Annotated in this window: 21 protein-coding genes; 10 read left to right on the top strand and 11 right to left on the bottom strand. The window is 68.2% G+C overall.

The window, feature by feature from the left end:
• Window positions 1-101: 101 nt before the first annotated feature.
• Together ACIHA7_RS31325 and ACIHA7_RS31320 are read right to left on the bottom strand one after the other, a co-directional pair.
• Window positions 102-908, bottom strand: coding sequence for an SDR family oxidoreductase (locus tag ACIHA7_RS31325; protein WP_397294480.1), 807 nt, complete (start codon window positions 906-908; stop codon window positions 102-104).
• Between the two features lie 85 nt (window positions 909-993).
• Window positions 994-1,485, bottom strand: a complete 492-nt coding sequence (locus tag ACIHA7_RS31320) for an Lrp/AsnC family transcriptional regulator (RefSeq protein ID WP_107660062.1) — start codon at window positions 1,483-1,485, stop codon at window positions 994-996.
• Between the two features lie 135 nt (window positions 1,486-1,620).
• Between ACIHA7_RS31320 and pdhA the strand changes: the two genes are divergently transcribed.
• From pdhA to ACIHA7_RS31305, 3 genes are read left to right on the top strand one after another with little or no spacing between them, the layout of a single operon-like run.
• On the top strand, window positions 1,621-2,733 hold the full coding sequence (gene pdhA / locus ACIHA7_RS31315) for a pyruvate dehydrogenase (acetyl-transferring) E1 component subunit alpha (RefSeq protein WP_397294479.1): 1,113 nt from the start codon (window positions 1,621-1,623) through the stop codon (window positions 2,731-2,733).
• Window positions 2,730-3,713, top strand: coding sequence for an alpha-ketoacid dehydrogenase subunit beta (locus ACIHA7_RS31310; protein ID WP_397294478.1), 984 nt, complete (start codon window positions 2,730-2,732; stop codon window positions 3,711-3,713). Before pdhA ends, ACIHA7_RS31310 begins: the two co-directional genes overlap by 4 nt.
• 31 nt (window positions 3,714-3,744) lie before the next feature.
• Window positions 3,745-5,247, top strand: coding sequence for a dihydrolipoamide acetyltransferase family protein (locus ACIHA7_RS31305; RefSeq protein ID WP_397294477.1), 1,503 nt, complete (start codon window positions 3,745-3,747; stop codon window positions 5,245-5,247).
• Here ACIHA7_RS31305 and ACIHA7_RS31300 read toward each other — a convergent pair.
• Together ACIHA7_RS31300 and ACIHA7_RS31295 are read right to left on the bottom strand one after the other, a co-directional pair.
• Window positions 5,244-5,639 (bottom strand): acyl-CoA thioesterase, encoded by a 396-nt coding sequence (locus ACIHA7_RS31300; protein WP_397294582.1) that lies wholly within the window; start codon window positions 5,637-5,639, stop codon window positions 5,244-5,246. The two genes, ACIHA7_RS31305 and ACIHA7_RS31300, sit on opposite strands and share 4 nt — an antisense overlap.
• Before the next feature lie 26 nt (window positions 5,640-5,665).
• A complete protein-coding gene (locus ACIHA7_RS31295) occupies window positions 5,666-6,619 on the bottom strand; it encodes an AraC family transcriptional regulator (RefSeq protein WP_397294476.1) in 954 nt (317 codons plus the stop codon).
• A gap of 80 nt (window positions 6,620-6,699) precedes the next feature.
• Here ACIHA7_RS31295 and ACIHA7_RS31290 point away from each other — a divergent pair, with 80 nt between their 5' ends.
• Window positions 6,700-7,548, top strand: a complete 849-nt coding sequence (locus tag ACIHA7_RS31290; RefSeq protein WP_397294475.1) for an SDR family oxidoreductase — start codon at window positions 6,700-6,702, stop codon at window positions 7,546-7,548.
• A 182-nt stretch (window positions 7,549-7,730) separates the two neighbouring features.
• Window positions 7,731-9,092 (top strand): MFS transporter, encoded by a 1,362-nt coding sequence (locus ACIHA7_RS31285; RefSeq protein WP_397294474.1) that lies wholly within the window; start codon window positions 7,731-7,733, stop codon window positions 9,090-9,092.
• 51 nt (window positions 9,093-9,143) lie between these two features.
• Here the strand turns inward: ACIHA7_RS31285 and ACIHA7_RS31280 are convergent, their stop codons facing one another.
• From ACIHA7_RS31280 to ACIHA7_RS31260, 5 genes are all read right to left on the bottom strand, one after another.
• Window positions 9,144-10,271: a DUF5925 domain-containing protein gene (locus ACIHA7_RS31280; RefSeq protein WP_397294473.1), complete on the bottom strand. Its 1,128-nt coding sequence runs from the start codon at window positions 10,269-10,271 to the stop codon at window positions 9,144-9,146.
• Between the two features lie 90 nt (window positions 10,272-10,361).
• Window positions 10,362-10,949: a hypothetical protein gene (locus ACIHA7_RS31275; RefSeq protein WP_397294472.1), complete on the bottom strand. Its 588-nt coding sequence runs from the start codon at window positions 10,947-10,949 to the stop codon at window positions 10,362-10,364.
• 144 nt (window positions 10,950-11,093) lie between these two features.
• Window positions 11,094-12,509: an NAD(P)(+) transhydrogenase (Re/Si-specific) subunit beta gene (locus ACIHA7_RS31270; RefSeq protein ID WP_397294581.1), complete on the bottom strand. Its 1,416-nt coding sequence runs from the start codon at window positions 12,507-12,509 to the stop codon at window positions 11,094-11,096.
• 17 nt (window positions 12,510-12,526) lie between these two features.
• Window positions 12,527-12,841 carry an NAD(P) transhydrogenase subunit alpha gene (locus ACIHA7_RS31265; protein WP_107654393.1) on the bottom strand — a complete coding sequence of 105 codons (315 nt, stop codon included), beginning with the start codon at window positions 12,839-12,841 and terminating at the stop codon, window positions 12,527-12,529.
• Window positions 12,841-13,959: a Re/Si-specific NAD(P)(+) transhydrogenase subunit alpha gene (locus ACIHA7_RS31260; RefSeq protein WP_147129256.1), complete on the bottom strand. Its 1,119-nt coding sequence runs from the start codon at window positions 13,957-13,959 to the stop codon at window positions 12,841-12,843. Before ACIHA7_RS31260 ends, ACIHA7_RS31265 begins: the two co-directional genes overlap by 1 nt.
• Before the next feature lie 406 nt (window positions 13,960-14,365).
• Between ACIHA7_RS31260 and ACIHA7_RS31255 the strand changes: the two genes are divergently transcribed.
• From ACIHA7_RS31255 to ACIHA7_RS31245, 3 genes are read left to right on the top strand one after another with little or no spacing between them, the layout of a single operon-like run.
• Window positions 14,366-14,857, top strand: a complete 492-nt coding sequence (locus ACIHA7_RS31255) for an HIT family protein (RefSeq protein WP_397294471.1) — start codon at window positions 14,366-14,368, stop codon at window positions 14,855-14,857.
• Window positions 14,854-15,693, top strand: a complete 840-nt coding sequence (locus ACIHA7_RS31250; protein ID WP_397294470.1) for a maleylpyruvate isomerase family mycothiol-dependent enzyme — start codon at window positions 14,854-14,856, stop codon at window positions 15,691-15,693. Before ACIHA7_RS31255 ends, ACIHA7_RS31250 begins: the two co-directional genes overlap by 4 nt.
• Before the next feature lies 1 nt (window position 15,694).
• Window positions 15,695-16,348 (top strand): Type 1 glutamine amidotransferase-like domain-containing protein, encoded by a 654-nt coding sequence (locus tag ACIHA7_RS31245; RefSeq protein WP_397294469.1) that lies wholly within the window; start codon window positions 15,695-15,697, stop codon window positions 16,346-16,348.
• On the opposite strand, the gene ACIHA7_RS31240 is transcribed toward ACIHA7_RS31245, so the two are convergent.
• Together ACIHA7_RS31240 and ACIHA7_RS31235 are read right to left on the bottom strand one after the other, a co-directional pair.
• The gene (locus ACIHA7_RS31240) at window positions 16,329-17,123 is read right to left on the bottom strand and encodes a MerR family transcriptional regulator (protein ID WP_397294468.1); all 795 of its coding nucleotides are present in this window, start codon (window positions 17,121-17,123) and stop codon (window positions 16,329-16,331) included. The genes ACIHA7_RS31245 and ACIHA7_RS31240 overlap by 20 nt on opposite strands.
• A gap of 18 nt (window positions 17,124-17,141) precedes the next feature.
• Complete coding sequence (locus ACIHA7_RS31235) at window positions 17,142-17,645, bottom strand: GtrA family protein (RefSeq protein ID WP_397294467.1); 504 nt, start codon at window positions 17,643-17,645, stop codon at window positions 17,142-17,144.
• Between the two features lie 96 nt (window positions 17,646-17,741).
• Between ACIHA7_RS31235 and ACIHA7_RS31230 the strand changes: the two genes are divergently transcribed.
• Together ACIHA7_RS31230 and ACIHA7_RS31225 are read left to right on the top strand one after the other, a co-directional pair.
• Window positions 17,742-19,100 (top strand): FAD-binding oxidoreductase, encoded by a 1,359-nt coding sequence (locus tag ACIHA7_RS31230; protein WP_397294466.1) that lies wholly within the window; start codon window positions 17,742-17,744, stop codon window positions 19,098-19,100.
• A 41-nt stretch (window positions 19,101-19,141) separates the two neighbouring features.
• Window positions 19,142-19,426 carry a GNAT family N-acetyltransferase gene (locus ACIHA7_RS31225; protein WP_397294465.1) on the top strand — a complete coding sequence of 95 codons (285 nt, stop codon included), beginning with the start codon at window positions 19,142-19,144 and terminating at the stop codon, window positions 19,424-19,426.
• The last annotated feature ends 53 nt before the right edge of the window (window positions 19,427-19,479 follow it).

Raw genomic sequence — 19,479 nt, 5'->3', positions numbered from 1 at the left:
TTACGCCGAGCGCCCACAATGTTTCCCCCGCGTGACATCACACGAGTACGCCCGGGCCTTTTCCATCCACCGTCTTCGGACCCGGCCGTCGTCAGACCGGCTCAGCTTTGCAGGGCGGCCTGGAAGCGGCGCATGCCGTCGAGCCAGCGGTCGTAGTCGGTGCCCTTGTGGCGGTACATCTTCAGTACCTCGGGGTGCGGCAGGATCAGGAAGTGCTCGGCCGCGACGCCGGCGACGATGATTTCGGCGACCTGGTCCGGGGAGAGCACCGCGCCCGCGGTTTTCACGGCCTTCACGGCGAGTTCGGCGTCGGCGGCGTGCTCCCCGGGAACGAAGCCGGTGTGTAGGAGTTGGGTGTCCACGCCCATCGGGCAGACGCAGCTCACGCGAATACCCTTGTCGCCGTAGGTGACCGAGAGCCACTCGGCGAAGCCGACGGCGGCGTGCTTGGAGACCGAGTACGGCGCGGACCCGAGCTGGGTGAGCAGGCCGGCCGCCGACGCGGTGGACACGAAGTAGCCGGTCCCGCGGGTCAACCAGCCGGGCACCAACAGCCGCGCGGCGCGGACGTGGGCGAGCACGTTGACCTCCAGCGCCGCCGTCCACTGGGCGTCGGTGCTGTCCAGCCCGGCGCCACCGGCGATGCCCGCGTTCGCGAAATAGAGGTCTACCGGACCGAATTCGGCCTCGGCGCGATCGATCAGCGCACGGATCACCTGCTCGTCGGCGACGTCCCCGCCGACGGCGACAGCGGCGGCACCGAGGGACTGCGCGACCTGGGTCGCCGCGTCGGCATCGAGGTCGGCGAGCACCACGCGCGCACCGTCGGCGACCAACCGGCGCGCCAGGGCCGCACCGATTCCCGCGCCGGCCCCCGTGACGATCGCAACCTTGCCCGAAATCTCCATTCCCGCACCTTAGCGGTGGTCGCGCCGGACCGCCGCTGAGCAGCAGAAGAAGGCAGGGCAACCACTTTCGCGGGCCGGCGTGCGGTTAGTTGCCCCGCGATAGTCGATGCAGCAGCGGCGCGGTGCGCGGGCCGACCAGCTCCCGCATCACCAGCGCCATGTTCGTGCGTTCGACGCCGGGAATCTTCAATATCTGCCCGGCAATGCGATACAGATCGTCGGCGTCCCTGGCGACCACCCGCACCGTCAGATCGGTGAGCCCGGTCATGCCGCATACCTCGGTCACCTCGGGCACCTCGGCGAGTTCGTCTACGACGGAGTCCAATTGGTGCTGATCGACCACCACCGCGACGAACGCGGCCAACGGGTAGCCCAGTGCGCGCGGCTGCACCCTGCGCTCGAAACTGCCGAGCACACCGCCCGCCTCCCAGCGCGACAACCGAGCCTGCACGGTATTGCGCGACAGCCCGAGCCGCGCGGCCAGTTCGACGCCGGTGGCTCTCGGGTTGGCGACCAGTTCCAGCAAGAGTCTGGCGTCGGTGGCGTCCAAGGTCACGTCGACGTTTTCTCTGGTCATACGACGCAGTATGACACCGGCGCACCGGTAAGAATTGAGCATTATGCGTATTCGCGTGTCGATCACTTGCGCACATCGCATTATCGTGGATGCTGTGAGGTAGAGCACACCTGCCTGGTGAGGAGGCGGTCACCGATGCCAGACAAGATCGACTATCCGGTTCAATTGGTTCAGCCCGACGGTCGCCGTGTGCTCGATCGGGAGCACGCGGCACTGGTCGCCGATGTCGGACCCGAGCAGCTACGCGCGCTGTATCAGGACATGGTGGTGACCCGCCGGATCGACACCGAGGCGACCGCCTTGCAGCGGCAGGGTCAGCTCGGTCTATGGGCCCCGCTGCTCGGCCAAGAGGCCACTCAGGTGGGGTCCGCACACGCTCTGCATCCGGACGACTACGTGTTCTGCAGTTACCGCGAGGCCGCCGTGGCCTACTGCCGCGGCGTGCACCCCACCGAGATCACCCGGTTGTGGCGCGGCGTCGCGCACTCCTGCTGGGATCCCAACGCGGTCAACATGACCAACCCGAACATCATCGTCGGCTCGCAGGGCTTGCACGCCACCGGTTATGCCTACGCCGCGCACCTGGACGGCGCCGAGATCGCGACCATCGCCTACTTCGGCGACGGGGCGAGCAGCCAGGGCGACATCGCCGAGGCGCTCGGTTTCGCCGCGAGCTGGAGCGCCCCGGTGGTGTTCCTGTGCCAGAACAATCACTGGGCGATCAGCGAGCCGGTCCGGGTGCAGAGTCAGACGCCGATCGTGCGCCGGTCCTATGGCTACGGCATCCCCGGCGTGCAGGTCGACGGCAATGACGTGCTCGCGGTGCTCGCCGTGACGCGGCAGGCGGTGGCGCGCGCCCGCTCCGGTGGCGGCCCGTCCTTCATCGAGGCGCTCACCTACCGCATGGGCCCGCACACCACCGCCGACGACCCCACCCGCTACCGCTCGGCCGCGGAGACCGAGGAGTGGGCCCGCCGCGATCCGATCGACCGGCTACGCAGGCTGCTGGAGCGTGAGTCCCTGTTCGACTACCCGTTCCAGCGCGAGGTCGCCGAGCGCGCCGACGAGGTCGCCAGGCAGGTGCGCACCTCCACCATCGAGATGCCGAACCCCGGACCGATGGACCTGTTCGACCATGTCTATGCCACCCCGCATGCGCTCATCACCGAGGAGCGACGGGAGTACGCGCAGTACTTGGCTGGCGATCCCAGCGAGGCTGCCGCGAGACCGGAAGGAGTCCCTTCGTGATCACTACTTTCGCAGGCGCGCTGAACACCGGACTGCGCCGCGCACTGGAGGACGACCCCAAGGTCGTGCTCATGGGCGAGGACATCGGCCGCCTCGGCGGCGTTTTCCGCGTGACCGACGCCTTACAGAAGGACTTCGGCAACAACCGGGTCATCGACACCCCGCTGGCCGAATCCGGCATCGTGGGAACGGCTTTCGGCATGGCGCTGCGCGGCTACCGGCCGGTGTGTGAAATCCAGTTCGACGGGTTCGTCTACCCCGCCTTCGACCAGATCGTCTCGCACGTGGCCAAGATTCACTACCGGACGCAGGGAAAGGTCAAGGCGCCGATCACGATTCGTATACCGTTCGGCGGCGGCATCGGTTCGGTGGAGCATCACTCGGAGTCGCCGGAGGCGTATTTCGCGCATACCGCGGGGCTGCGGGTGATGACGCCGAGCAACCCCGCCGACGCGTATCTGATGATCCGCCAAGCGATCGCGCTGGACGACCCGGTGATCTTCTTCGAACCCAAGCGGCGCTACTGGGACAAGGCCGACGTCGACTTCCTGGCACTCGACCGCGACGGTGCGCTGCCCGCCGACCGCGCCAGGGTGTGCGCCACCGGCACCGACGCGACCGTCGTCGCCTACGGCGGCACCGTGGCCACCGCGCTGTCCGCCGCGAAAATCGCCGCCGAAGAAGGGCACTCGCTCGAGGTGATCGATCTGCGCAGTCTCTCACCGATCGACTTCGACACGATCGAAGAGTCGGTGACCAAGACCGGCAGGCTGGTGATCACCCACGAGGCACCTGTTTTCGCCGGGCTGGGTGCGGAGATCGCCGCGCGGATCACCGAACGCTGCTTCTACCACCTGGAGGCGCCGGTCTTGCGCGTCGGCGGGTTCGACATCCCCTATCCCCCGGCGAAGCTCGAAAAGTTCCACCTGCCCGACCCGGACCGCATCCTCGCCGCGGTCGATCGAACCCTCGCCGCCTGACGCCGGTCCATCCGTAGTGAGAGGTGTCCACGTGGAAGAGCGCGCCAACCAGTCGGGCAACGTCCTGGAGTTCCGGCTCCCCGACCTCGGCGAAGGACTGGCCGACGCCGAATTGGTGTCCTGGTCGGTCGATGTCGGCGACGCGGTGGAACTGAACCAGACCATCGCCGAGGTGGAGACGGCGAAGGCGGTGGTCGCGCTGCCGTCGCCGTTCGCCGGGCGGGTGGTGGAGTTGCTCGCGCGGCCGGGGGAAACGGTGCTCGTCGGGGCGCCGTTGATCCGCGTGCAGAACGACGATGCGGAAGCTGCGCCCGCACAGGCGGGCGGGGCGAACGGTGCCGAGATGTCCAGCGACGCACCCGGTGCGGGCCGCACGGCGGTACTGGTGGGTTACGGGCCGGAAGGCGAAGCGGTCTCGCGGCGCCGTCGGCCCGTTGCCACAGACGCCGATTCGCGACAAGGCCCGAACGGTGGGACCTCGCCGAATCGACCGGCCGCTGCGCCACCGTCCGAATCCGCTGACACCTCGGCGGATTCGACCGAATCGGCGGCCGCGCAATCGCGAGACACCACTACCGAAGACTCCGAAGATGATGCCGCAGAGCCCTTCTCGGACAACACCAGGCCGCAACTGACCACCACCAGGGCCGCTGCCACGCCAGCCGCCCGCAAGCTGGCGCGCGAATTGGGTATCGATCTGTGGTTCGTCGCGGGCTCCGGGCCAGGCGGTGCGGTGACTGTCGAAGACGTGCGTGGCGCGGTCCCGGTATCGCAACCGCGCACATCGGCGAGCCCACCGCAGCCAGCTGCCGCCACCGACCCTGGAGCCCTGGCCCGTGAGGTTCGCACACCGATCAGCGGTGTCCGCAAGCGCACCGCGGCGGCCATGGTGGCCAGTGCCCGCACCATCCCGCAGGCGAGCACGTTCGTCACCCTCGACTGCACCGCATCGATGGAGCTGATCGATCACCTGCGCAGCACCAAATCCTTTGCCGGGCTGACACTTACTCCCCTCGCGCTGGTCGCCAAGTCGGCGTTGGCGGCCTTGGCCGAGTTCCCCGGCATCAACACCTATTGGGACGAGGCGAATCAGGAGATCGTCACCAAGCACTACGTGAACCTCGGGGTCGCCGTCGCCACCGAGCGCGGCCTGCTGGTGCCCAATATCAAGGACGCGCACTCGTTGAGCCTGCGCGACCTGACCAGGGAGATCGGCTGGCTGGCCGAGACCGCGCGATCGGGCGGCGCCAGCCCGGCCGACCTGCGCGGCGGCACCTTCACCATCACCAACGTGGGAGTGTTCGGCGTCGACACCGGCGTGCCGCTGGTCAACCCCGGCGAGGCGGCCATCCTGTGCCTCGGCTCGATCCGCAAGCGGCCGTGGGTGTTCCGCGACGAACTCGCGATCCGCTCGGTCACCACCCTCGGCATCAGCTTCGATCACCGCATGATCGACGGCGAACTCGCCTCCCGCTTCCTCGCCACCGTCGCGAGTCTGCTCGAGGATCCGCTCACCTTGCTGAGCCGGATCTAGCCGTCGGTGACGAGGGTGGTGGCGGCGGTGCGGATTACGGCTGGGATCTCTACGGGCTTGCGGGTTTCCGCGTCTACGTAGACATGGACGAAGGTGCCGGTGGCCGCTAGTTCCAGGTCGCCATCCGCCTCGCGGAAGATGGCCAGATCGTAGGTGATGCTGGAGCGGCCGAGGCGCGAGACGCGCAAGCCGATCTGCAACTGGTCCGGAAAGCTCAGGGAGCCGACGTACTGGCACGAGGTCTGCGCGACCACGCCGAGGGCGGGCAGCTCGCGGATGTCGGTGCCGGTGGCGTGCATCAGCCACGCGTTGACCGCGGTGTCGAAGTACGAGTAGTACGTCACATTGTTCACGTGCCCGTAGTGGTCGTTGTCCGCCCAGCGGGTCGGCATCGGCCAGAGGACCGGATACTGCTGCGTCACCCGGCCGACGATAGCTCAGCAGGGGCGGCGCCCTGCCGGTGGTCACGCGGGCTGACGCCGAACTGGCGCTTGAAGGCGGTGCTCAGGGCGAAGGCGCTGCCGTAACCGACCTGGCGGGCGATGGCCTCGATGGTGGCGTCGGATTCGGCGAGCAGGTCGGCCGCCAGCGCGAGCCGCCATTCGGTGAGGAAGGACATCGGCGGCTCACCGACCAGGTCGGTGAAGCGGCGGGCCAGCGCGGCCCTGGACACCCCGACCGCCTCGGCCAGGCCCGCCACGGTCCAGCCGTGCGCCGGATTGTGTTGCAACAACCGCAGCGCCTTGCCGACCAGCGGGTCGCTGTAGGCGTGATACCAGGCGGGCGCGTCGTTGCGTGCGAACCAGGCGCGCAGCGCGGCGATCAGCACCATGTCCAGCAGCCGGTCGAGCACGGCACCCTGAGCGGGCTCGTCCTTGATGGCCTCGTCGACCAGGATGTCGAGCAGCCTGGTATCGAAGTCGCCGCGCTGCAGCACGATGAGCGGCGGCAGCGCGCGCAGCAGGCGCTGGCTGGCCGCACCCGCCGACTCGTAGGTTCCGGTGACCAGCATGGTCGCGCCGTCGGCGTCGGTGCCCCATTGGCGCACGCCGAGACTCAATGTCTCGCAGAGGATCTCACCGTCGGGGGTCTTGGTCACATTGCCAGGATGGATGATCACCTGCGGCGCGGTGGCCGGGTCGTCGGCGACGGTGTAGTGGTCGGGCCCGCGGAAGATCGCGACATCGCCTTCGCTCAACTGCCGCGGCTTGTGCTTGCCCATCATGACCCAGGCCCCGCCGCGCACCATCGACACCACGGTGAGCGGTGCCTCGTCCTGAATGTGCAGCGACCACGGCGGTTTCAGCAACGAGCACATCAGAAACGCGCCCCGAGCGCGTGGGCCTTCGAGCAGACTGGCGAGCGCATCCACGCCCCAACAGTAGACGATGACGCATGGTTGTGAGCCGCTGAACTATGTTTAGTCTCGGCGGCGGACGGTGTACTTCAACCATGACAAACAGCACCACAAACCAGCCACACATCCTCGTCACCGGCGGCACCGGCAAGACCGGCAGCCGGGTCGTGACTCGACTCACGCAGGCGGGCCACCCGATCCGGATCGGCTCACGCTCGGCGGACACCCCGTTCAGCTGGGAAGACCGCGCGACCTGGGCCGGGGCGCTGGCAGGCGTGCACGCCGTCTACGTCGCCTACCAGCCCGACCTCGCGGTACCCGGCGCTCCCGACGCGCTGCGCGCGTTCACCGCCGCGGCGGTGCAGAGCGGGGTGCGACGGCTCGTGCTGCTGTCCGGCCGCGGCGAGCCGGAGGCGGTGGAATGCGAGGAGATCGTGCGGGAATCCGGCCTCGAGTGGACCATCGTGCGGTGCAGCTTCTTCGCCCAGAACTTCAGCGAGGGCGCGTTCACCGACTACATCCTGGCCGGGGAGGTCGCAATGCCCAATGGCGATGTGCCGGAACCGTTCGTGCACGCCGACGACATCGCCGATGTCGCGGTGCGGGCGCTCACCGAGGACGGGCATCAGGGCGAGGTATACGAACTGACCGGCCCGCGCGCGCTGACCTTCGCCGAAGCCGTCGCGGAGATCGCCGCCGCCACCGGACGCGAGATCGCCTTCATCCCGGTCTCTCGCACGGAATTCGTTGCGGCACTGACCGAGTACCAGGTGCCCGCCGATGCGGTGAGCCTGCTCGACTATCTGTTCGGCACGATCCTGGACGGCCGGAACTCGAAGACCGCGGACGGCGTGCGCCGCGCCCTGGGCCGCGAACCCAAGGATTTCACGGAATACGCACGGGAGACAGCCGCCACCGGAATCTGGAACATCCAGGGCCAGTAGCTGGTTGAAAGGTACAGAGGCTGTGCAGACAACCCCGTGGAACCGGATCGCAGCGTCGCGATCCGGTTTCCGGACCCGCGGGCCGACGATGTCTCGCCCCGGATGCCGCGTGGTTGGGCCGACCTCTTGTCGATACCGAGGGGGTGGGGAAACACCGCACTGCGATCGGTACCGTCGAAACTGTGCTGACTCCGACGGCCGATCGACCGACCCGCGTGGCCCGCGTCGCCGTGTTCACGGTGTTCGGCTTGAACGGGTTCCTGCTGGCCATGTGGGTCGTGCACATTCCACTGATCACCGATCGGACCGGTGTCGCGAAGTCGACGCTGGGGATGTTCATCCTGCTGATGGCCGGTGCGGGCATCGTCGGCATGCGCATCACGGGCCCGCTCGCGGACCGGTTCGGTAGCCGGACACTGGTCGCCGCCGCCGCGATCATCATGTCGGCGGCGGTGATCGGACCGGGGCTCGCCACCGGTCCGATCAGCCTGGCGATCGCGTTGGCCTGCTTCGGTTTCGGCAACGGCGCACTGGACGTGTCGATGAATACCCAAGCGGTGCACGTGGAACGGGCGTACGGGCGCCCGATCATGGGGGCATTCCACGCGCTGTTCTCCGGTGGCGGGTTGCTCGGTTCGCTGCTCGGCGCGGCGACCCTGCGGGCCGGGTGGGATATTCGGATGACGTTGGGGTCGGCCGCACTCGGCGGCGTGACACTTACCCTTGCAGTGCTGCCACGACTGCTTCGCGACACCGACACGGCGCGGGCAGCCGAACGCGCTGCCGATGCGCGGATCCCCGAAGCCGTTGACGGCTACGTGCCGTCCTCGGCCGAGCACGGCACGTCCGTGATGAAGGACGCCGAGCCGGATCCGGCCCTCGCGAAACAATCCGAGCCCGGACCGCCCGTCGGGAAAGAGCCACGCCCGCACTCTGCGGAAGACTCCCCGTCTGCGGCGAAAACCACTGACCAACGAGAGCACAGCCGAAAAGTACTGGCGCTAGCCGTAATCGCGTTCTCAGTGCTGCTCGCCGAGGGCGTGGCCGGCGACTGGAGCACACTGCAACTACGCGAGCACTTCGGTGCCGACGCGGCCACCGCAGCCCTGGCCTTCGGCGCCTTCTCGGTCACGATGACCGCAGGCCGACTGGCCGCCGATCGGGTGAGCGGCGCCTTCGGCCGGGTCGCCGTGGTCCGCTACGGCATGCTGCTCTCCGCGCTCGGTCTGGCCCTGATCATGGCATCCCCGTGGATCCCGCTGACCCTGGCCGGCTGGGCGCTGATGGGCCTCGGCCTGTCCGGCAGCGTCCCCCAGATCTTCACCGCGGCAGGCAATCTCGGCTCCGACAAGGCCGCGACCGACATGTCCCGCGTGTTCAGTATCGGCTACCTCGGCCTGCTCGCAGGCCCCGCGGTGATCGGCTGGCTCACCGCGGTGATCCCGCTGACCGCCGCGATGGCCGTTCCGCTGATCGCGGTGCTGGTGTGCTGCCGCTATGCCGGAGTAGTCGCGCCGGAGCCGACCGACCGGCTACGTCGGTGACACCGCGGAGAACGCGAGACTCCGTGCAGCCGGTAACGAGCGGCTGACGCATCACAGATACAGGCCGGAATTCATGGGATCTTCCCGGACCGATTGAATCCGGGTGTCGCCGTCGCGCAACGCCACCAATTCCGCCAAGGTCGCGCCGTCCGGGCAGGCGGCGTCGGCCGGGGTATCGGAGTGCCGCTGCTCGGCCAGCCAGGCCGCCGATTCGGCGGGCGACAACCGGCCGACCTCGAGCTGGGCGAGGCAGCGGCCAGGGCGGGTGACCGCGGGGTGCAGCCGGGACAGATCCTCGTTGGTGGTGATCGCGACCAGCACGTCCCTGCCCTGCCCGAGCATCCCGTCGGTCAGGTTGAGCAGTCGCGAAAGGCCCTGGCCCGCCGTCTCTTTCGCCTCGCCACGGATCAGCTCGTCGCAGTCCTCCAGCACCAGCATCCGCCAGCGTTTGGTCTCCTCGTCGCCGTCGACGCCCGCCGCCACGTCCATCAGGTAGCCCGGCTTGCCGAACATCACCTCCGGATCGAGCACACAGTCGAACTGGCACCACGGTGCCCACGCCCGCGCGAGCGCCCGCAGCGCGGTGGTCTTCCCGGTCCCCGGCGGTCCGTGCAGCAGCACCAGACGGCCGCGCACGTCGGAGGCGGTCAGTGCCATCAGGCGGTCCAAGGCCCCCGCGACGTCCCCGGCATAGTTGCCGCGGATCGCGGACCACTCCGGTGCCGAGATGCTGTGCCCACGACGCTGCGGCCCGTGGCCACTCATGTGCCAGAACCCCATCTCGATGGTCTCGCCCACCTCGGGCTGCGCCGCCGCGCCTTTGATCGACTCGGCGAGCACCGCGGCGGCCAGTTCGTCGGTCTCGGCGGTGACCTCGACCATCGCCGACCCACCCGACCACCGGACGGCACGCAACGACCAGCCCGCGCCGACCACCAGGGCCGCGCTGCTGTCGTCCTCCTGCACCGAACGCACCACCCGGCCGTGCGCGGGGCGCAGCAGCGCCTCGGGGTTGATCCGCTCGAACCGCGCGATGTGCGCGCATGGCTGATCGCCGCGCAGGAACGGACTCACCGCGAGGGCGTCGATCGCGTCGCGGGTCGAGTAGGCCGAGTCGACGGTGACGGCCCACGGCAGCCGCTCGGCGAGATCGGCCGAGGGCTCACTCGGGTCGATCAACCGAAGAGGCTCATTACGTGCGGACACTCCGAGCATGATCGTGCGCGAGGGGCCGCCGTGTCCAGCAAATTAAATCGCGGGCGATTACTGTCACAGCTTCCGCATGCAGACCGTCATCCGGTCCGGCGTCGAATACACGAGGGCCCATTCCGCGCTGGTGTCCGTTCCGCACGTCATCCGATCCGTCGTTCCGCGAACGATTTTGCCGACCCGGTACTTGCCGAGACCGCAGGCCGCCTTCCGGCTGATCGACCCGGGCAGGTCCTCGAAGCACTCGCCCTCGGCGGCGTTGAGGGTCAGGCACAGCCGGTAGCCGTCGAGTCCGGCGCGCTTGTAGTACGCGTAATCGCCGCTGGGGCAGGCCTCGGTGGCGTTGTCCACCCGCGCCGCCACCCGGTAATTGGCCTGCGGGTCAACGCAATCGGCCTTCTCCAGGTCGGCGTCGCTGGTGGTGCCCCATACCTTCGCACAATCGCCCGCGGCGATCGTGTCGTCGGCGGGGGCCGAGTTCATGGTGACCACGAAGCCGATGACCAGACACACCGCGACGCCGACGACGAGCGCGGCGACGGCGCCGATCCGGACCGCTCGCCCCGGCTTCTTGCCCGGCGGCAGCGGGGCACCGAGAGCCGTTGCGCCGTAGCCGGGTTGGGTAGGCAGCGAATAGCCCTGCGACATTGTGTGGGTTCTCCTCGAATCGTCTCGGCAGAATCTAACCCAGCACCGACGAACGGCCCTCCGCCGGGATCGACGGAGGGCCGTTCGGGTGAAACCTTGTGTGCGCGCGGCGAACCGCGTGCTTCTGTGGTGAAACCGCGGGTACTACAGCGCTTTCAGTTCCTCGGTGACGGCGCCGACGGACTTCTTCGCATCGCCGAACAGCATGGAGGTGTGATCGGCGTAGAAGAGCGGGTTGTCGATGCCCGCGAAGCCGGAGTTCATCGAGCGCTTGAGCACGATGACGCTCTTGGCCTGGTCGACGTTGAGCACCGGCATGCCGTAGATGGGGCTGCTCGCGTCCTCGCGGGCGGCCGGGTTGGTGACGTCGTTGGCGCCGATGACCAGGGCGACGTCGGTGCGGGAGAACTCACCGTTGATGTCGTCCATCTCCTTGAGCGCGTCGTAGGAGACCTCGGCCTCGGCCAGCAGCACGTTCATGTGGCCTGGCATGCGACCCGCGACCGGATGGATGGCGTATTTGACCTCGACGCCCTTGGCCTCGAGCAGCGCCGCCATCTCCTTGACCGCGTGCTGGGCCTGCGCGACGGCCATACCGTAGCCGGGCACCACGATGACCTGGTTGGCGTAGGCCATCTGGATCGCGGCGTCCGAGGCCGAAGTGGCCTTGGCCTGCTTGGCCTCCCCGTCGCCGCCCGCGCCGGGAGCTGTTCCGCCGCCGCCGAATCCGCCGGCCACGATGGCCGGGATGGACCGGTTCATCGCCTTGGCCATCAGGTTGGTGAGGATGGTGCCAGACGCGCCGACGATCATGCCCGCCACGATCATCGCGGTGTTGTTCAGCGCCAAACCCGCTGCGGCCGCCGACAATCCGGTGAGCGCGTTGAGCAGCGAGATGACCACGGGCATGTCCGCTCCGCCGATCGGCAGCACGACCGCGAGGCCGAGCACACCGGCCAGCACGAGCACCGCGATCATCCACAGTTGCGACACGCCGTCGTCGGTGGCGCCGACGCCGATCACCACGGCGGCGGCGATGGCGCCGATGAGCAGCAGCAGGTTCAGCGGCTGCTGCAGCTTGCCGAGACCGATCGGGCGACCGGGCAGGATCTCCTGCAGCTTGCCGAAGGCGATCAGCGAGCCCCAGAACGAGATCGAGCCGATGATCGCGGCGAACAGCGAGCCGACCACGATGTGCACCGTCGGCTCTTCGTCGAAGTGCGAAAACCCTTGGCTATTGATGAATTCCGACCACGCGATGAGCGCGACCGTGCCACCGCCGACGCCGTTGAACGCGGCGACCAGCTGCGGCATGGCGGTCATCTTGGTGAACTTGGCCGGCGGCACGCCGAGGGCGATACCGACCACCAGACCGGCGATGATCAGGATCCAATTGCTGGTGTGCCGCACCGAGATCAGGGTGGCGACGACGGCGATGAACATGCCGACCGCGGCGATCAGGTTGCCGCGCACCGCGGTCTTCGGCCCGGTCAGGCCCATCAGGCCGTAGATGAACATGCCGAAGGCGATGATGTAGAGCCCATTGACCAGGTAGGTCACATTGTCGAAGGTATGCATCACTTCTCCGCCTTCACCGGGGCTGCTTTTTTGCCCTTGAACATCCCGAGCATGCGGTCGGTCACCACGAAACCACCGATGACGTTCAGGGTGCCGAAGACGACGGCGACGAACAGGATGATCTGGGTCAGGATCGACGGATCCTGCACGTTACCGAGAGTGACCAGCGCGCCGAGCACGACGATGCCGTGAATGGCGTTGGTGCCCGACATGAGCGGGGTGTGCAGGGTGTTCGGAACTTTGGAGATAACGGCGAACCCGACGAACCCGGAAAGCACCAGGATCGCGATGTTCGCGAGCAATTCGGTGTACATCAGGCTTCCACCTCACGTGTGACACAGGAATCCGCGAGGACCTGATCACTGAAGTCGGGCGCGAGCTTCCCGTCGACCAGCATCAGTTCCAGCAGTGCCGAAATATTCTTCGAGTACAGCTCGGAGGCGTGCTCGGGCATGGTGGCGGGCAGATTCAACGGCGAGGCGATGGTGACCTCGTGCTTGACCACGACCTCGCCGGGTTCGGTGAGCTCGCAGTTGCCGCCGGTCTCCCCAGCCAGGTCGACGATCACGCTGCCGGGCTTCATGCCCTCGACAGCCGCGGCGGTGACCAGTCGCGGCGCGGGACGCCCCGGCACCAACGCGGTGGTGATCACCACGTCGAAGCCTTTGATCGCGTCTTCCAACGCCTGCTGCTGCTTGGCCTTCTCCTCGTCGGTGAGCTCGCGGGCGTACCCGCCCTCACCAGCGGCGTCGATGCCAAGGTCGAGCCACTGCGCACCGACCGAACGCACCTGATCGGCGACCTCGGGGCGCACGTCGTAGCCGGTGGTGCGGCCGCCGAGGCGCTTGGCGGTGGCCAGTGCCTGCAGGCCGGCCACACCGACGCCGAGCACGAGCACGGTCGCCGGCTTCACGGTGCCCGCCGCGGTGGTGAGCATCGGGAAGAAGCGGGTCGACTCCGACGCGGCGAGCAGTACGGCCTTGTAGCCTGCGACGTTGGCCTGGGACGACAACGCGTCCATCACCTGGGCGCGCGAGATACGCGGGATCGCCTCCACCGCGAAGGCTTGTACGCCAGCGGTTTTCAGCTTGCCGATCTGGTTCTCCGCGTTACGCGGGGCCAGGAAGCCGATGAGGGTCTGGCCGTCGGACAGCTTGGCCACCTCGGCGTCGCTGGGCGGCGCGACCTTGACGACCACCTCGGCCGACCACGGATCACCGATCGTCGCGCCCGCCGCTTCGTAGGCGCTGTCGGGAATGAGCGCGCCGAGCCCGGCACCGGACTCGACCACCACCTGCACACCCTGCTTCAGCAGGGACGGAATGATCTTCGGCACCAATGCGACACGTCGTTCGCCCGCGTTGGACTCGCGAACGACTCCGACACGCGCGCCGCGTGGCGACTCGGCGCCTACGCTCTGCGTTGTCTCCACTATGTCAGTTCCTTCTCGTGCTGAGCTTCAGGCATCAGATGGACGGCCGGACGATGTTACTTCAGAGTAAGGTCGCCCAAATCCTCGCAACTGTACCCGGCGCTTTGTGCAACCCGCTGAGACGCCCGTCACAAGATCATGCCGGATTCCGCCGGTTTGCCGGATTCTCGAATGTGCTGCGGACAACGTGGTCACCTCCCGCGCTATGGGCCGTTCGGATGAGCGCCGGTTCTGATGGTTGTCGCTTCAGGTGATCGCGACAAGAGCGAACCCGCAGGTCTATTACTTACCCAGGGGCTCGACAGCAGGTCAGGGCGTGGTCGCGACCGCGCGGAGTGACGCGCGTCATGGGCGATTCGCCCGCTGGGGTGTTCCGCGCCGCTCGTACGCCGTAAGGTCCAGCGTTGTGAACGACTGCGTCTTCTGCCGCATCGTGGCAGGCGAGGCCCCGGCAACGAAGGTGTACGAAGACGACACCCTCTGCGCCTTCCTCGATATCCGGCCCATTGCCCGCGGCCACATGCTGGTTGTGCCGAAACAGCACGCCGCCGAGCTGGAGGATCTCGACGCCGAGCTCGGCGCGTATGTGTTCCGCGCCGGGCACCGGCTCGCGCTGGCCGTTCGGCGGAGCACCCTCGCCGCCGACGGCGCGAACCTGCTGCTCAACGACGGTACCGCCGCCTTCCAGACCGTCGCGCACGTGCACCTGCACGTGATCCCGCGCAAGCACGGCGACAAGTTCCGCTTCGCGGCCGGGGTGGTGCTGCGGCGCCCGCACGACGCGGCGTCCACCGCGGCCGCCATCCAGGCGGGAATCGCGGCGCTGGAGCGCGACGAAAAGCCGGGCCGCAATGGGAAACTGGGGATGGAACGCCCGGACGAAGGAGCGCAGGAATGACCGACCCGACCCTGGACCGGGCCGAGCTGCCCGCCCGGCTGTCCGAACAGTGGGACGCGATCGCCGCGCTGGTCACCGACCTCGACGAAACCCAGTGGCGCACACCGACATCGCTGCCGGGCTGGAGCGTGTTCGACGTGGTCGCCCACGTCGTCGGCACCGAGTCGTGGCTGCTCGGCGAGCGGCCGCCGCCGCACGACCCGACCACGGTGAAGACCGATGTGCGCACGCTGCCGCACATCCGCAACGAGACCGGCGTGCTCAACGAGATCTGGGTGGACCGGCTGCGGCCGCTGTCCGGTGCTCGGTTACTTGCCGAGTTCCGCGAGGTCGTCGACCGCAGGCGCAAAGCCCTTGCCGCCATGGGCGAGCAGGAGTGGCAGGCCCAGACCCAGTCGCCGATCGGGCAGGTCAGCTACGGCCGGTTCATGCGGGTGCGGCTGTTCGACTGCTGGATGCACGAGCTCGACATCGCCGACGCGCTCGGCGTGCGGGTCGATGAGGGCGGGCGGCGCGGCGAGCTGGCGTTCACCGAGTTCCTCGGCAGCATTCCGCGCGTCGTGGTAAAAAAGGGTGGGGCGCCGGATGGTTCGCGGATCACGTTCACGCTGACCGGGCCGCTGGCCAGAACGCTGCATATCCAGGTGGCGGGTCGCGCAGGTTATGTGGACGCCTTCGATGAGCGGGCCACGGTCGAGATCGCGCTGCCCTCCGAGGTTTTCGTCCGGCTCGGCGGCGGACGCACCAGCGCGGACGAGCAGCTCGACGCGATCACCATCACCGGCGACACGGAGCTCGGGCAGCGGCTGGTGCACAACCTCGCCTTCACCATCTGAGATGCGGCTCTTCCTGTCCAGCTACCGGTTCGGGGCGCACTACGATCGGCTCGCCGCCATGGCCGGCGAGCCGGGGCGAGTCGCGTTGATTCCCAACGCGTGTGACGCCTGGCCCGACGTGTGGGAGGCGGCGATCACCAGCGACATGGTGCCGCTGCGCAAGCTGGGCTACCAGCCCGAGACCGTCGACCTGCGCGACTTCGTCGGCCGCCCCGCGGAGTTGGAGCGGACACTGGCCGAGTTCCCGATGATCTGGGTGCGCGGCGGCAACACCTTCGTGCTGCGTGCCCAATTCGCCCGCAGCGGTGCCGATCTGGTCCTGCCGCGGCTGCTCGCAGCCGACGCGCTGGTGTACGCGGGCTACAGCGCGGGCGCCTGCGTGATGACCCCCGATCTGCACGGCCTGGAGTCTTCGGACGATCCCGCCGAGGTGATATCGACGTGCGGGATCGAACCACTGTGGGACGGACTGGGTTTGGTCGGACGCCGGATCGTGCCGCACATCGACTCCCCCACCGACCCGGCCGGCCAGGGCGACCTGCTTGCGGAGTTCTATCGCGCGGAAGGCATCGCGCACTGGGCACTCACCGACGACGACGCGATCGTCGTCGACGGCGAGCGCACCGACGTGCTGATCAGTCGAGCGGCGTCATGAACGACCACAGCCGCTGCTCGAGGTCGCGCGCGCTGTAATCGCGGTAACCGTAGAACTGATCGGTGGGCGTGTAGAGGATCTCGGCGCCCGCCGCCTCGGCGTGCCGGAAATGCGCGTCCACGTCCTCGACCACGATCGACATGCCCTCGGTGCACGCGCCGACGGTGAGCGGCGACTGCAGATTGAACTGCTCGGAGACCGCGTGCAGCCAGATCACGCCGTCGCCCGCGGTGACTTCCGCGTGGTGCACGGTGCCGTCCTCAGCTCTGCTGAGCCTGCCGGGTTCCATGCCGAACACGGTGGTCAGGTACTCGTGCGCGGCGGCGATATCGCGGTAGACGAGCGTCGGTATCCGGCGCTGAATCTTGGTGTCGAGCATGGCCATGTCCTCCAATGTGTCCAGCAGTTCCCGCGTTTCGAGGCTGCGATGGTCGGTCAGGGTGGCCACCATGGCGGTGAGGCGCCTGCGCAGCCGATGCCCGACGGCGAGCCCGCGGTCGAGCTCGGCGACGTGGCGCGCCATCACCCCCGCCAGATCCCAGGCGGGATCGTCGAGGGCGGCGGCCACCTCGTCCAAGCGCAGGCCGAGCTTGCGCAGCAAGCCGATCCGGTACAGCCGCTGCACGTCGTCGTTCGAGTACAGCCGGTGCCCGGCGCCGCTGCGCCCGGACGGCGAGAGCAGGCCGATCTCGTCGTAGTAGTGCAAGGTGCGCACGGTGAGTCCGGTGACCGTGGCCAGCTCGCCGACCTTGACGTATCCGTTGGTGTTCGCCACACCTACGACGCTAGGACCTCACGTCGCGTGAGGTGCAAGGGCGGGTTTCGGGTCGCGGCGGAACACGACCCAGCGCATCGCGCTGTACATGTAGACGGCCTCGCAGCCGCCGGCCAGCAGTCTGGCCACGTGGTATTCCAGGCCGAGCGCGGTGAGGCCGCTGCCGACACCGAGGATGAAGGCGACGTAGTTGATCGCCACCACCACCCCGTACACGGCGGCCTGCCTGCCGACCGGCGCGTGCGAATGGAAGTTGAAGGTGCGGTTGAGCACGAAGCTGAGCCCGAACGCGCACACGTAGGCGATGGTGACCGACAGCCACACCGGCAGACCCCACCAGCCGTGGAAGACGGTCAGCAGTACCAGGTCGACGGCGAAGGTGAAGCTGTTGATCAGCGCGAAGCCGAGGAACGTCGCGGGAACAAGGCTGTTCAGACCCCACGGCAAGCGCGCGACCACCGCTTCACACCATCGGGTGAACCGGTCCGCGAGGGTGTCGGTGGTTCTCGCCAGCTCGTGCACGCGGCCAGCCTGCCAGCGGCAGATGTCCGTCAGATGATCAAACGGCAAACCCGCCAGGTGCTCGGCCCTGCCGCCCGCGCCCGCTAGCGTGGTCTCGTGGACCTGCATGACCTGATCGACGCGCTCTCCGACGGTGCGGTAGTCACCGACCCCGACCTGCTCGGCAGTTACCGGCAGGACTGGGCCCGCGATCCCGACGCCGGCACGCCGCTCGCCGTGGTGCGCGCTACCAGCACCGACGATGTCGCCGCGACGCTGCGCTGGGCGCATGCGCGCAGGGTGCCGGTGGTCCCGCGCGGCGCGGGCTCCGGCCTGTCCGGCGGCGCGACGGCGGTCGACGGCGGCCTGGTGCTGAGCACCGAGCGGATGCGGACGATCACGGTCGACCCGGTCACCCGGACCGCGGTGGTGCAGCCCGGTCTGTTGAACGCCGAGGTGAAGCGCGCGGTCGCCGAGCACGGGCTCTGGTATCCGCCCGACCCCTCCTCGTTCGAGATCTGCTCGATCGGCGGCAACGCCGCGACCAACGCGGGCGGGCTGTGCTGCGTGAAGTACGGCGTGACAACCGATTACGTGCTCGGCATGGAGGTGGTGCTCGCCGACGGCACGGTGGTGCGGCTCGGCGGGCCGCGGCTTAAGGACTCGGCGGGGCTGTCGCTGACCAAGCTGTTCGTCGGCAGCGAGGGCACTCTCGGCGTCATCACCGAGCTGACACTGCGGCTGCTGCCCGCCCAGCCACCGCAGACCACGGTGGTCGCGACCTTCGCGACGTTGACCGCCGCCATCGACGCGATCCTCGCGATCACCGCCGAATTACGGCCCGCCATGCTGGAATTCATGGATTCGGTGTCCATCAACGCGGTCGAGGACGAGCTGCGGATGGGGCTGGATCGCGGGGCCGCTGGGCTGCTGGTCGCCCGCTCGGACGCGCCGGGCGAGTTCGCGAAGCGGGAAGCCGAGATCATGGTCGCCGCGTGCGAAAAAGCCGGCGCGGCAGAGGTTTTCCACACCGGAGACCCCGAGGAAGGCGAGGCCTTCACCGCGGCACGGCGTTTCGCGATTCCGGCGGTGGAGAAGCTGGGCACGCTGCTGCTCGAGGATGTCGGCGTGCCGCTGCCCCGGCTCGGCGACCTGGTGACCGGTGTCGCCGAGATCGCCGCCGGCAACGACGTGATCGTGTCGGTGATCGCGCACGCCGGGGACGGCAACACCCACCCGTTGATCGTGCACGACCCGGCCGACGCCGCCATGACCGAGCGCGCGCACCGCGCGTTCGGCGAGATCATGGACCTGGCGATCGCGCTCGGCGGCACCATTACCGGCGAGCACGGCGTCGGGCGGCTGAAAAAGGCGTGGCTGCCCGATCAGCTCGGCGCGGACGTGATGGCCCTGACGCACCGCATCAAGGACGCGCTCGACCCGCACGGCATTCTCAATCCAGGCGCAATTCTTTAGTCCATGGAACATTTCCGGCCGCGAAGGAGTTCGACAAGATCATGACCACCAGGCTCGAGCACAATGTCGCCGACACTCGTTTCGAGATCTATCTCGACGACACCTTGGCCGGCTACGCCGACTACGCCCAGCGGGAGGATCCGAAGGTCCGCGATTTCCACCACACCATGACCTTCCCGGAATTCCGCGGCCGCGGCGTCGCCGCCCAAGTGGTCGAATACGCGCTGCGGGATTCGCGCGACAACGGCTACTCCGTCATCCCCACCTGCTGGTACGTCGAGAAATACATCGCCGACCACCGCGAATACGCGGACCTGATCGCCTGATCACGCGAAACGGGTGACCCGAGGAAAACCTCGGACCACCCGTTCGGCGAAAA

This window comes from Nocardia sp. NPDC052316 (assembly GCF_044547795.1).
Taxonomy (GTDB): domain Bacteria; phylum Actinomycetota; class Actinomycetes; order Mycobacteriales; family Mycobacteriaceae; genus Nocardia.
The sequence above is the reverse complement of the archived record's forward strand: the minus strand, read 5'-3'. Positions and strand labels throughout refer to the sequence as shown.